Annotated in this window: 2 protein-coding genes; both read right to left on the bottom strand. The window is 72.5% G+C overall.

The genetic code is table 11. The features are described from left to right. The coding region (locus ABD211_RS13840; protein ID WP_344130470.1) for an amino acid adenylation domain-containing protein at nucleotides 1–7896 on the bottom strand (7896 nt) is incomplete at its 3' end. Next, on the bottom strand, nucleotides 7896–14855 hold the full coding sequence (locus ABD211_RS13835; protein WP_344130467.1) for an amino acid adenylation domain-containing protein: 6960 nt from the start codon (nucleotides 14853–14855) through the stop codon (nucleotides 7896–7898). The genes ABD211_RS13835 and ABD211_RS13840, both read right to left, overlap by 1 nt. Nucleotides 14856–14867: the final 12 nt, after the last annotated feature.

The raw sequence follows: 14867 nt of genomic DNA, 5'->3' as shown, positions 1-14867 counted from the left end.
CGGATCGATCGGCAGATACGCCGCGCCCGCCTTCCACACCGCCACCATCGCCGTGACCAGCTCGGCGCCCCGGGGCAGGCACAACCCGACCACCGAATCCGGGCCGACACCCCGACCGCGCAGGCCACCCGCCAACGCCTCGGCCGCCGCATCCATCTGCGCGTACGTCAGCGAAACGCCGTCGAACACCACCGCGACCGCGTCCGGATTCGCCCGCGCGTGCGCGTCGAACAGCTCGACCACGGACGTGTCCGCGACCTCGGCGGCCGTCTCGTTCCAGGTGTCCACGACCAACGCACGCTCGGCCGGATCCCACACATCCACCGCGTGCAGCCGCACGTCCGGATCCGCCGCCACGGTCTCCAGCACCCGGATCAGTCGCCGGACCAGCGTCGCCGCCGATTCCACGTCGAACAGGTCCACCGCGGCGATCAACGCACCGCGCAGGCCCGCCACACCGCCGTCCGCGTCGAAGACCTCCGACAGCGACACCTCAAGGTCGAACTTCGACGTCGGCAGCAGCCCGTCGACCCGGGGCGCGGCCACCTCCACGCCGGGCAGGTCCAGCTCGGCGCGTTCGGCGTTCTGCAGCCCCACCATCACCTGGAACAGCGGATGCCGGGCGAGCGACCGCTGCGGCGCCAACTCCTCGACCAGCCGCTCGAACGGCACATCCTGGTGCTCCAACGCACCCAGCGACGCCTCTCGCACCCGCGAGAGCACCTGCCGGAAGACCGGATCCGCCGACAGGTCGGTCCGGATGACCAGCGTGTTCACGAAGAACCCGACCAGGTCGTTCATCGCCTCATCGGTACGCCCGGCGACCGCCGAACCCACCGGAACATCGGTACCCGCGCCCAACCGGGACAGCAGCACCGCCACCGCGGCCTGCACCACCATGAACATGGTCACGCCCTCGGCCCGGGCCAGCTCCACCAGCCGCGCGTGCACCTCCGCCGACACGGACAGTGGCACGACATGCCCATGGTGGCTCGCCACGGCGGGCCGGGCGCGATCCACCGGCAGCATGAGCTCTTCCGGGGCACCGGCCAACGCCTGCCGCCAGTACTCGACCTGGGTGGACAGCGGGCTGTCCACATCGGACTCGTCGCCGAGCAGCTCGCGCTGCCACAGCGCGTGATCGGCGTACTGCACCGGCAGCGGGGCCCATCCCGGCGCCTCGCCGCGCACCCGCGCCGCGTACGCGGTCGACACATCGCGGCCGAGCACCGCCATCGACCAGCCGTCACCGGCGATGTGGTGCACGACGAGCACGAGCATCTTCTCGCTCGGACCCGCCTCGAACAGCCAGGCCCGGATCGGCACGTCGACCGCCAGGTCGAAGATGTGCCGCGACGCCCGACCGACCGCCCCGGCCAGCTCCTCCGGCGCGACCCGGCTCAGCTCCAGCCCGCAGTCCACCTCGTCCGCGGCCAGGATCCGCTGGTACGGCTCGCCGTCCGCCGATCCGAACACGGTCCGCAGGGACTCGTGGCGTGCGACGACGTCGCGCAGCGCCGCGTCCAGCGCGGCCACGTCCAGGTCACCGTCGAGCCGCACCGCGGTCGACAGGTTGTAGGTCGGGCTGGGCCCTTCCAACTGGCCCAGGAACCACAGCCGCTGCTGGGCGAACGACAGCGGTACCCGTTCGGGACGCGCTCGCCCCCGCAACGCCGTCCGGGCCTGTCCCGCACCCGCCAACCGGGCCGCCAGACCGGCCACGGTCGGCGCGTCGAACAGCACCCGCAACGACAGTTCAACACCCAGCAGTACCCGGATCCGCGAGAGGAGCCGGACCGCGAGCAGTGAGTGCCCACCCAGGTCGAAGAAGTTGTCGTCGACGCCGACCGAGGAGAGCCCGAGCACGTGGGCGAACGCCCCGCACAGGAGCTCCTCGCGCACGCTCGCCGGTGCCCGACCGGCCCCGGCGGCGTAGGCGGGGGCCGGCAGCGCGCGCCGGTCCAGCTTCCCGTTGGACGTGAGCGGCAGCTCGGCCAGCGTCACGAACGCGGCCGGCACCATGTACTCGGGCAACCGCTGCGCGACGAACTCGCGCACGCCAGCGACGTCCACGTCGTCACCGACGAGGTAGGCCACCAGCCGCTTGTCCCCCGGGCTGTCCTCCCGGGCGACCACGGCGGCCCGTGCCACTGCCGCGTGCGCGACCAGTGCGGCCTCGACCTCGCCGGGCTCGATCCGGAAGCCCCGGATCTTCACCTGCTCGTCCGCGCGACCCGCGAACACCAACTGCCCGTCCGCGGTCCACCGGGCCAGGTCCCCGGTCCGGTACATCCGCTCGCCCGGCGTAAAGGGGCAGGCCACAAACCGCTCACCGGTCAGACCGGCGTGACCCACGTAGCCGCGGGCCAGGCCCGCACCGGCCACGTACAGATGACCGGCGACTCCCGGCGGAACCGGGGCCAGCCGCTCGTCCAGGACGAACAGTCGGGTGTTCGCGATCGGCCGACCGAACGGAACCGGCCCTCGACGCTGCGGGTCGACCGTCCCGGCGGCCACCATGACCGTCGCCTCGGTCGGCCCGTACGTGTTCACCAGCCGCCGGCCCGCCGACCATGCCCGCGCGGTCGCCTCGCCGATCGCCTCGGCCCCGACCAGCAACGTCGCCACATTCGACAACTCGGCCGGGTCCAGCACGCCCAGCAATGAGGGAACCACGCTCGCCGCCGATACGCCGGACAGCTCGGTCAGCCGCTCCGGCTGGGCGCGTTGCTCGTCGCTGGCGATCCAGAGTGACCCGCCACCGGCCAAGGTCACCGCGAGATCCAGCACCGACGCGTCGAAGCTGAACGACGCGAACTGCAGCACGCCCACCCCGGTATCCGCGCCCATCATCGGGCCGAAAACGGAGACCAGGTTCGCCAATGAGCCGTGGGAGACACCCACGCCCTTCGGCACACCCGAGGATCCCGACGTGTAGATCACGTACGCCAGCCCGGCCGGATCCACCAGCGCCGACCGCACCACGGACTCGTCCGCCGTCGCCTCGGCCGCGCGCAGGTCACTGTCGCCGAGCACGAGCGTCGCCCGGGCGTCGGTGACCATGACGGCCACCCGTTCGGCCGGCAGTTGCGGGTCGATCGGCAGGTAGGCGCCACCCGCCTTCCACACCGCCACGATCGCGGTCACCAGGTCCGCCCCGCGCGGCAGGAGCAGTCCCACCACGGATTCCGGGCCCACGCCCCGACCGCGCAGGTACCCGGCCAGGCGGTTGGCGCGCCCGTCCAGCTCGCGGTAGGTCAGCTCGGCTCCGTCGGCGACCACGGCCACCGCGTCCGGACCACGGCGTACCTGTGCTTCGAACAGCTCGACCACCGAAGCGGCCGCGACCTCGGCGGCGGTGTCGTTCCAGGTGTCCAGGACCAGGTCACGCTCGGCCGGGTCGAGCACCTCCACCGCGTGCAGCGCCGTCTGCGGAGCCGCGGTCACGGCGTCCAGTACCCGGACCCACCGCTGTGCCAGTACCTCCACCGACGCGGACTCGAACAGGTCGGCCGAACCCACCAGCGACCCGTGCAGCCCGGCCGGCCGGCCCTCGGCGTCGAACGCCTCGGCGAGCGAGAGCTCCAGGTCGAACTTCGCCAGCGACTCCGCGGTGTCCCAACGGAGCGCGCCGGCGCGCACGTCGGTCAGCTCCAGCAGTGCCCGCTCCACGTTCTGGACGGTCAGCATCACCTGGAACAGCGGATTGCGGGCCAGTGACCGGGTGGGCGCCAACTCCTCGACCAGCCGCTCGAACGGCACGTCCTGATGGGCCAACGCCCCCAGTGACGCCTCCCGCACCCGGGCGAGCACCTGCCGGAAGTCCGGATCCCCCGACAGGTCGGTCCGGATGACCAGCGTGTTGACCAGGAATCCGACGAGCTCGTTCATCGCCTCATCGGTACGCCCGGCCACGGCCGAGCCGATCGGGATGTCGGTGCCGGCACCCAACCGGGACAAGGTCACCGCGAGGGCGGCCTGCAGCACCATGAACGGGGTCACGCCCTCGGCCCGGGCCAGATCCGCCAGCCGCTGGTGCACGTCGGCCGGCACCCGCAACGGCACCCGGAACCCACGATGCGACGACACGGCCGGTCGCGTCCGGTCGACGGGCAGCTCCAGTTCCTCCGGTGCGCCCGCCAGCGTCCGTCGCCAGTACTCCACCTGGGTGGACAGCAGGCCGTCGGAGCCGTCGCCGAGCAGCTCACGTTGCCACAACGCGTAGTCCGCGTACTGCACCGGCAGCGGTGCCCAGGCCGGCGCCTCCTCGCGGACCCGGGCCGCGTACGCGGTCGAGATGTCGCGGCCCAGCACCGCGGTCGACCAGCCGTCACCCGCGATGTGGTGCACCACGAGCACCAGTACCCGCTCCCCGGCGGCGGACTCGAACAGCCACGCCCGCATCGGCAGGTCGGCCGACAGGTCGAACTCATACCGCGACGCCTCGGCCACCACGCTGGTCAGCTCGTCATCGGCGACCCGGCGCACCTCCAGCGCCCAACTGACCTCATCCAGGGAAAGAACCCGCTGGTACGGCTCACCGTCGACCGCCGGGAACACCGTGCGCAGCGACTCGTGGCGGCCCAGCACGTCACGCAGGGCCGTGCCCAGGGCCGTCACGTTGACGTCGCCGGTCAGTCGCAGCGTTGTGACCAGGTTGTACGTCGGGTTCGGCCCGTCCAGCTGGCCCAGGAACCACAGCCGCCGCTGGGCGAACGACAACGGCACCCGCGACGGGCGCCGGCGTCCCCGCAGCGCCACCCGGGCGCGCTCCAGCTGGGCGCCGGTCAGCCGGTTGGCCAGACCCGCCACGGTCGGCGTCTCGAACAGCACGCGCAGCGGCAGCTCCACACCGAACAGCACCCGGATGCGCGACACCAACCGGACCGCGAGCAGCGAGTGCCCACCGAGCCGGAAGAAGTCGTCGTCGACACCCACCGCCTCCAGGCCCAGCACCTGCGCGAACGCGCCGCACAGCAGCTCCTCCTGCACGGTGGTGGGCGCCCGACCCGACCCGGCCCCGTACGAGGGAGCCGGCAGCGCCTTGCGGTCCAGCTTGCCGTTGGCGGTCAGCGGCAGGTCGGGCAGCACGACCATGGCCGCCGGCACCATGTAGTCCGGCAGCCGCTGCGCGACGAACTCGCGCACGCCCGCGAGGTCCACCTCGTCACCGACGAGGTAGGCCACCAGCCGCTTGTCGCCGGGGACGTCCTCGCGGGCGATCACGGCGGCCTGCGTGACGTCGGGGTGCAGCCGCAGGGCGGCCTGGATCTCGCCGGGCTCGATCCGGAAACCCCGGATCTTCACCTGCTCATCGGCCCGACCCGCGAACACCAACTGCCCATCGGCGGTCCACTTCGCCAGGTCGCCGGTCCGGTACATGCGGTCCCCGGTGCCGAACGGGCACGCCACGAACCGCTCACCGGTCAACCCGGGCCGGCCCACATACCCGCGCGCCACACCGGCACCGGCCACATAGAGCTCGCCGACGACACCCGGGGCGACCGGGTTCAGCGCCTCGTCCAGCAGGTACACCGACCAGCCGGGAATGCCGCGGCCGATGACACTGCCCGTCTCGGCGGGACCGACCAGCGCGTGCGTCACGTGCACGGTCGTCTCGGTGATCCCGTACATGTTGATCAGCTGGGCCGTGCTCCGGCGGGCCCACCAGGCGTCCAACCGGCCCGGGTCCAGCGCCTCGCCGCCGAACACCACCAGGCGCAGCGCGTCGGGCGTGAACTCGTCCACGGCGAGCAGCTGGTACATGGCCGACGGGGTCTGGCTGAGCACGGTGACCCGTTCGCGGGTCAGCAGTTCGGCGAACCGGGCCGGCGAGCGCGACACGTCGAAGGGCACCACCACAACCCGGGCGCCGTGTGCCAACGCCGCCCACAACTCCCACACCGAGAAGTCGAACGCGAACGAGTGGAAGCAGCTCCACACGTCATCCGGCCCAAGATCAAAAAGAACCTGGCCGGAGGCCAACAGGGCGGCCAGGTTGCCGTGACTGACCACAACACCCTTAGGCCGGCCCGTGGAACCCGACGTGTAGATCACGTAAGCGGCCTGGTCCAGCCCCACCGGTCCCACGGCGTCCACCTGGGCCAGGCCCGCCAGCGTCGCCGGATCGTCGAGCACCGTCACGACCACCCCGGCCGGCACCCGATCCGCGAGCTGGGGCAGGCAGTCGGTCGACGTCAGCACCGCCACCGGGCCGGCATCGGCCAGCACGAACTCGATACGCTCGGCCGGATACCGGGGATCGACCGGCACATAAGCGCCACCCGACTTCAGCACCGCCAGCAACGCCACCACGATGTCGGCGCCACGCTCCAGCACCACAGCGACCCGGGACTCGGCGGTCACCCCGAGCGAACGCAGATGCCCGGCCAGCCGGTCGGCCCGGGCGTCCAGCTCCGCATACGACAGGTCGGCGCCGTCGAACGTCAGGGCGACGGCGTCCGGCGCCCGACGCACCCGCGCCGCGAAGAGCTCCACAAAGGACGGGGCCCCCGCGGGAACGTCCGCATCGTTCCAGTCGGTGACGATGACCGCCCGCTCACCGGGCTCCAGCACGTCCACGGTGTGCAGCCGCTCATCCGGCGCCGCGGTCACCCCTTCGAGCACCCGCGCCAGCCGCCGCGTCAACACCTCGACCGTACCGGCGTCGAACAGGTCGGCCGTGGCGATGACCAGCCCGTCGAGCCCGGCCGGCCGCCCGTGCCGGTCGAACGTCTCCCGGACGGCCACGTCGAGGTCGAACTTGGCCGGCGCCTTCGTGACCCCGCCCGCGGTCGGGCCGTCGCCTGCCCGGCCCCCGGGACGACCGGTGTTCTGCACGTTGAGCGCCACCTGGAACAGCGGGTGCCGGGCCAGCGACCGCTCCGGTGCCAGCTCCTCGACCAGCCGCTCGAACGGCACGTCCTGGTGCTCGAACGCGCCCAGGCTGGCGTCGCGGACCCGGGCGAGCACCTCCCGGAACGTCGGATCACCGGTCAGGTCGGCCCGGACCACCAGCGAGTTGACGAAGAAGCCGACCATGTCCTTCATGGCCTCGTCGGTACGCCCGGCGACGATCGCCCCGATCGGGATGTCGGTGCCGGCGCCCATCCGGGACAGGAACACCGCGAGGGCAGCCTGCACGACCATGAACGGGGTGGCCCGCTCGGCGCGGGCCAGCGCGGCCAGCCGCCGGTGGGCGTCGGCCGGCACCCGCAGCGGCACGGCGTGCCCCTGGTGGCTGGCCACGGCGGGCCGGGGCCGGTCGGTCGGCAGGGCCAGTTCCTCCGGCACCCCGGCGAGCGCCTGGCGCCAGTACGCCACCTGCTCGGCGAGCAGGCTATTCGGGTCGGCCTCGTCACCGAGCAGCTCGCGCTGCCACAGGGCGTAGTCGGAGTACTGCACCGGCAGCGGTGCCCAGCCGGGCGCCTCGCCCCGCCTGCGGGCCGCGTACGCCGTGGTGACGTCGCGCGCCAACGGTTCCATCGACCAGCCGTCGGCGGCGATGTGATGGATCAGCACGAGCAGCAGGCTCCGGCCCTCGGCCCGGAACAACCAGGCCCGGATGGGCACCTGGCTGGTCAGGTCGAACGCGTGCGACCCGGCCCGCTCCGCGGCCCGGGTCAGCTCGTCGGCCGTGACCACCTCGTGGACCGACAGCTCCCAGTCCAGCTGTTCAGGAGCAAGGATCCGCTGGTACGGCTCACCGTCGGCGGCCGGGAAGACGGTGCGCAGCGACTCGTGCCGAACGATCACGTCCCGCAGGGCGGCGTTGAGCGCCGATGCGTCCACATTGCCGTCAAGGGGGACCGACAGCGGCATGTTGTAGGTGGCACTGGGGCCTTCCAACTGGCCCAGGAACCACAACCGGCGCTGCGCGAACGACAACGGGATCATTACTCGTGCTCCTTCTTCATCGGACGCAACGCCGGTCGGGTCGACTTCTGGGTGCCCAGCCGTTCGGCCAGGCCCGCTGGGGTGGGCGCCTCGAAGAGCGCTCGGATCTTGACTTCGACGCCGAGGGCCGCGCGGATGCGCGACAGCAGGCGGATGGCGAGCAGCGAGTGCCCACCCAGGTCGAAGAAGTTGTCGTCGACCCCGACCGTGTCGCGTTCCAGGACCTGGGCGAAGACCTCGCACAGGGTCGCCTCGGTCGGGGTGGCCGGCTCGCGCCGGGAGGTCGCGGCGCCGGCCTGTTCCGGCGCGGGCAGCGCCGCGCGGTCGAGCTTGCCGGCCGCCGTCAGCGGCAACTCGGCCAAGGTCACCACCGCGGCGGGTACCAGGTAGTCCGGCAATCGTTGCGCGACGTAATCGCGCAGGTCCCCGACCTCGGCACCCACGACGTAGGCCACCAGGCGCTTGTCGTCGGGGTTGTCCTCCCGGACGATCACCGCGGCGCGGGTCACCTCCGGGTGGCTGAGCAGGGCGGCCTCGACCTCGCCGGGTTCAATCCGGAAGCCCCGGATCTTCGCCTGCTGGTCGGCCCGACCGCCGAACACGATCTGCCCGTCCGTTGTCCACCTGGCCAGGTCCCCGGTGCGGTACATCCGCTCCCCGCAACCGTGCGGGCAGGCCACGAACCGCTCACCGGTCAACCCGGGCCGACCGGCGTAGCCACGGGCCAGGCCCGCGCCGGCGACGTACAGCTCGCCGGTCACTCCGACCGGCACCGGCGCCAACGCGCTGTCCAGCACGTACAAACGGGTGTTGGCGATCGGCGACCCGATCGGCACGACCTCACCGACCGCGGTCAGTTCCGTCGTCGCCACACCGATCGTGGTCTCCGTCGGACCGTAGTGGTTGAACACCCGCCGGTCGCCGGCCGCCTCGACCAGCTCGCGTACCCACGCCGCCGGTGCGGCCTCACCGCCCAGCACCACCGAACCCGTCGTCACCTCCGAGCCCGCCGGCACCAGCCGGTCCATGCCGGCCGCCGCGGTCAACGCCGCCAGGTGCGACGGCACCACCTTGTACCCGTCGATGCGGTGCTCGGCCAGGTACCCGGCGACCGCCTCGGCGTCCACGACGGCGTCCGGGCGGAGCACGTGCAGCCGGCCACCGGTGGTCAGGCTGGCCATCCACACCGTGTTGCCCAGGTCGGTGACCTGCGGCTGCAGCAACGCATACCGGGCCCCGGGCTGGTCCCAGCCCAGCCGGCCGGACACCGACCCCACATAGTTGGCCAGCGCACCGTGCGTGACCGTCACGCCCTTCGGTGTGCCGGTCGACCCGGACGTGTAGATCACGTAGGCCAGCCCCGCGGGGTCGGGCCGGACGCTCTCGAAGTCCGGGCTCAGGCCCAACAGGTCGTCCACCGGCACCACCGGGAGCGAGCCGGCCTGCGCGGTCAGCACCGCGGCCAGGTGGCGGTCGGCGACCGCGAGCCGGGCCCCACTGTCGGCCAGCATGAAGCCGATCCGCTCGTCCGGCAGCCGGGCGTCGATTGGCAGGTAGGCCGCGCCGGCCTTCCACACCCCGAGGATCGCGGTGATCATCTGGAGGCCGCGGGGCAGGCACAACGCGACCACCGACTCCGGGCCGACGAAGCGGTCACGCAGGTGCCGGGCCAGCCGGTTGGCGTTCGCGTCCAGCTCGGCGTAGGTCAGTTCGGCACCGTCACCGACCAGGGCGACCGCGTCAGGTGCGGCGGCCACCTGCCGTTCGAACAGCTCCACCACGCCGGCGCCGATCGGGGCGGCCGTGTCGTTCCACTGGTCCACCACCAGGTCCTGGCTGCGCGCGTCGAGCACCCGCACCCCGTGCAGCGTGGTCGTCCGCCCACCGGCCAACGCCGTGACGATGTTCTCCAGGGCGGTGCAGACCAGCAGGCCCACGCCGAGCGCGTCGACCCCGTCGACGGCCAGGATGCTCAGGCTCATCCCACCCGCGTCGAGGTCGTTGACCGAGACCGTCAACGGGTAGCTGTTCTGGACCCGCGAGTACACCGGCCGGATGCCCCGGATCATCTGCCGTTCCGCCGGCTCGGCCGATCGTGGCGCGCCGCCGTCGACGTGCCGGTAGTTGAGCAGTGAGGTGAACAGCGGGGCGTTGCCCTCGATCCCGGCCGCCTGCTGGGCCAGGGCCAGTGGGGCGTGCTCGTGTTCGAGCAGCGCCGCGAGTTGCGCCTGCATGCCGTCGACCGCCGCCCGGACGTCGACGTCACCGGAACGCACCCGCACGGGCAGGGTGTTGATGAACGGGCCGACCACCCGGTCGGCGCCCTCACCGGCGTTCATCCGTCCGAACAGGACGGTGCCGAACACCACGTCGTCGCGCCCGGACAGCACGGCCAGCACCCGCGCCCACGCCACGTGCAGCACCGTTGCCGCGCTGACGCCCAGGTTCTGGGCCACGTCGCGCAGCCGGGCGGTGAGCTCGTCGGCCACCGGTACGAGTGCTTCGTTGACCGTGTCGGTGCCGTCGCCGTGTACCTCCAGCAGGCCGTACGGGGCGGTGGTGTCGGTGACGTCGCCGAGCAGTTCGGTGAAGAACCGCTCGTGCTCGTCGCGGGAGACGCCGCCGCGGGCCTGGGCCACGAAGTTGCGGAACGGCAGGGCCGGCGCCAACTGCTCGGCCTCGCCGGTGAGCACCGCCCGCAGCTCCCGGATGAGCATGTCCATGCCCTGGTGGTCCTGCACCATGTGGTGCATGCGCACCGCGCCGAGCCACCGGCCATCGCCCGTGGACGCGATGTGCAGGTCCATCAGCGGCGCCCGACTGACGTCCATGGCGGACCCGGCCGCGGTCAGCAGCGCGGCCACCGGGTCGACGGCCGCCGGATCGAGCGTGTGCCGCTGCGTCGGCAGGGCCGCCTGACGCCAGACCACCTGGACCGGTTCGGGCAGTCCTTCCCAGAGCACCGCGGTGCGGTAGATGTCGTGCCGGTCGACCACCTGCTGCAACGCGGCCGCGAACACGTCCAGGCGTTCGCGGGAGTCGAACTCGAGCACCTGGGCGGTGACGTACACGTCGACGCCGTCGCCGGCCATCAGGTGGTGGAACAACATGCCTTCCTGCAGCGGGGCGAGCGGGTAGATGTCGGCCACGTTGGCCGCGCCGCCATCGACCGTGTCGACCACCCGGGCGATGTCGGTGTCGGACAGCTCGACCAGGGTCAGCATCTGCGGGCTGATCTGCTCGGTGTCGGCCGGGATCAGGTTCGCCGGGACGAGCACGGCGTCCGCGCCGACGGTGTCGGCCAGACCGGCCGGGGTCGGCGAGGAGAACAGTGCCCGCACCGACACCGTCACCCCGTTCTCGCGCAACACCTCGACCAGCCGCACGGCGAGCAGCGAGTGGCCGCCGAGCTGGAAGAAGTCGTCGTCCACGCCGACCGACTCGACACCCAGCACCTCGGCGAACGCCGCGCAGAGCAGCTCCTCGCGGGCGTTGGCCGGGGGTCGGCCGGCGTCGGCGGTGTGCGCCGGTGCCGGCAATGCCCGGCGGTCGAGTTTGCCGTTGGTGGTCAGCGGGAGCCCGTCGAGGACCACGATCGCGGCCGGCACCATGTAGTCGGGCAGCCGGCCGGCCACGAACTCGCGCAGCCCGGCCGGGTCCACCTCGTCTCCCACGACGTAGGCCACCAGGCGCCGGTCACCGGGCGCGTCCTCGCGGACGATCACCGCGGCCTGCGTCACCTCGGCCCTGGCCCGCAGGACCGCTTCGATCTCGCCGGGCTCGATCCGGAACCCTCGGATCTTGACCTGCTCGTCGGCGCGGCCGGCGAACACCAGCCGCCCGTCCGCGGTCCACCGCACCAGGTCCCCGGTGCGGTACATCCGCTCGCCGGCCCCGAACGGGTTGGCCACGAACCGTTCCCCGGTCAACGCCGCCCGACCCACGTAACCGCGCGCCACGCCGGCACCGGCCACGTACAGCTCCCCGACCACGCCCGCGGGCACCGGACGCAACGCCGCGTCCAGCACGTACAGGCGCGAGTTGGCGATGGGTACGCCGATGCTCGGCTCGTCGCCGGCGGCCAGCGGCAGCGACATCGACGCGCAGACAGTGACCTCCGTCGGCCCGTACGCGTTGATGAGCCGACGGCCCGGTGCCCACCGGTCGACCAGGCCCGCGTTCATGGCCTCACCGGCGGACACGATCGTGCGCACCCCGGCCAGGTCGCTCTCGGCGAGTACGGCCAGGACCGCCGGCGGCAACGTCACGTGGGTGACGCCCAGCCGGGCGATCGCCTCGGGCAGGCCGGCGCCGGGTACCAGCTCGTCCGACGGGACCAGGACCAACGTCGCCCCGGCGCACCACGCGACGACGACCTCGGAGACCGCCGCGTCGAACCCGGGCGAGGCGAACTGCAGCACCCGGCTGCCGGGTCGGACGTCGAACCGCTCGGCCTGCGCCACCGCCAGGTTCGTCGCGCCGCCGTGCGGCACCGCCACGCCCTTGGGCACACCGGTCGAACCCGACGTGTAGATCACGTACGCCAGGCTGGCCGGGTCCAGCTCCGTGTCCACCGGGTCGGTGGCGCAACCGGCCAGCGTCATGGACGTCAGCGCGTCGTCCATCGCGAGCATCCGCAGTCGGCCCGCCGGCAGGTCGTCCAGTGTCTCCTGGATGCCGATGACCAGTTCGGCCCGGCTGTCGGCAAGCAGATACGTCAACCGCTCCATCGGCAGCCGGTGGTCGACCGGCAGGTACGCCGCGCCGGCCTTCCACACGGCCAGGATCGCGGTCACCAGCTCCACCCCACGCGGGAAGCACAGGCCCACCACGGACTCCGGCCCGGCCCCGAGACTGCGCAGGTACCGGGCGAGTTGGTTGGCCCGGTTGTCCAGCTCGCGGTAGGTCAGTTGCGCACCGTCGGTGACCACGGCCGCCGCGTCGGGAGCCGCCACCACCTGACGGGCGAACAGGTCCAGGACCGTCGCGCCGGGTACCGGTACCCCCGTGGTGTTCCAGGTGTGCAGGACCAGGTCACGTTCGGCGTCGTCGAGCACGTCGATGGCGTGCAGGGGCAGGTCGGGAGCGGTGGTCACCACGTCGAGCACCCGGGCGAACCAGGCGCTGATCCGGGTCGCCGACGCGGCGTCGAACAGGTCCGCCGCCACCGTCAGGGAGCCGGACAGCCCAGCGGGGCGGCCCTGCGCATCGACCGTTTCGGACACCATGAACGCCATGTCGCAGTCCACCGAGGCGGTGGACCCGACCGCGTTGCCGGCGTGCGCGTGGGCGCCCGGCAGGTCCAGCACGGCACGGTCGGTGTTCTGCAGGGTCAACACGACCTGGAAGATCGGGTGGCGGGCCAGCGACCGGGCCGGCGCCAACTCCTCGACCAGGCGCTCGAACGGCACGTCCTGGTGGGCCAACGCCCCGAGGCTCGCCTCCCGGACCCGCGAGAGCACCTGGCGGAAGTCCGGGTCACCCGACAGGTCGGTGCGGATGACCAGCGTGTTGACGAAGAACCCGACGAGGTCGTTCATCGCCTCATCGGTACGACCCGCGACCCCGGACCCGACCGGGATGTCGGTGCCCGCACCCAGGCGGGACAGGGTCACGGCCAGGGCCGCCTGCACCACCATGTACGGGGTGACGCCCTCGGCCCGGGCCAGATCGGCCAGGCGCTGGTGCACCTGGGCCGACACCCGCAACGGCACCGCGTGGCCACGGTGGCTGGCCACCGCCGGACGCGGCCGGTCCGCCGGCAGTGTCAGCTCCTCCGGGGCCCCCGCCAGCGCCTCACGCCAGTACTCGATCTGGGTGGCCATGAGGCCGTCGCCGAGCAGCTCACGCTGCCACAGCGCGTAGTCCGCGTACTGCACCGGCAGCGGCGCCCATTCCGGGACCTCGCCACGCACCCGTGACTGGTACGCCGTGGACACGTCGCGGCCCAACACGGTCGTCGACCACCCGTCGGTCGCGATGTGGTGCACCGCCAGCACGAGCACCCGGTCCCCCGACTCCGGCTCGAACAGGAAGGCCCGGATCGGCACCTCCACCGACAGGTCGAACGCGTACCGCGACGCCTGAGCCACCACGCTGGTCAGCTCGTCATCGCTGACGTGGCGCACCTCCAGCGCCCAGCTGACCTCGTCCGGGTCGAGAATCTGCTGGTACGGCTCACCGTCGACGGCCGGGAACACGGTGCGCAACGACTCGTGCCGGACCAGCACGTCGCGCAACGCCGCGCCCAACGCCACCACGTCCACCTCACCGGACAACCGGATGGTCGTCGGCAGGGTGTACGTCGAACTGGGTCCCTCCAACCGCTCCAGGAACCACAGCCGCTGCTGGGCGAACGACAGCGGTACCCGCTGCAGCCGGGTCGCCGCCCGCAACGCCGGCCGTGCCGGTCCGTCGCCGGCCGCGGCGATCCACTCCGCCAGCCCGGCCACGGTGGGCCGCTCGAACAGCACCCGCAGCGGTACCTCGACGCCGAGGGTGGCCCGGATGTGACCGACCAGCCGGGCGGCCAGCAGGGAGTGACCACCGGCGTCGAAGAACCCGTCGTCGACGCCGACCGACTCCAGTTTCAGCACGTGGGCGAAGGCGGCGCAGAGCAGCTCCTCCTGCACGGTGGCCGGCGCCCGGCCCGCGCCGGTCGCGTAGTCCGGCGCCGGTAGGGCGGCGCGGTCGAGCTTGCCGTTGGGGGTCAACGGCAGCGCGGGCAGTGTGATCACCGCAGTGGGCACCATGTGCTCGGGGAGCCGTTGCGCGACGAACTTGCGCAGGCCGTCACCGCCGACGCCCAGCTCGTCGTCGGTCGCCACGACGTAGGCGACCAGGCGCTTGTCGCCGGGTACGTCCTCGCGGGCGATCACCGCGGCCTGGGCGACGCCGGCGTGCGCGACCAGCGCGGCCTCGACCTCGCCCGGTTCGATCCGGAACCCGCGGATCTTCACCTGCTCGTCGGC

It is taken from the genome of Luedemannella flava (genome assembly GCF_039528515.1).
Taxonomy (GTDB): Bacteria; Actinomycetota; Actinomycetes; order Mycobacteriales; family Micromonosporaceae; genus Luedemannella; species Luedemannella flava.
The sequence above is the reverse complement of the archived record's forward strand: the minus strand, read 5'-3'. Positions and strand labels throughout refer to the sequence as shown.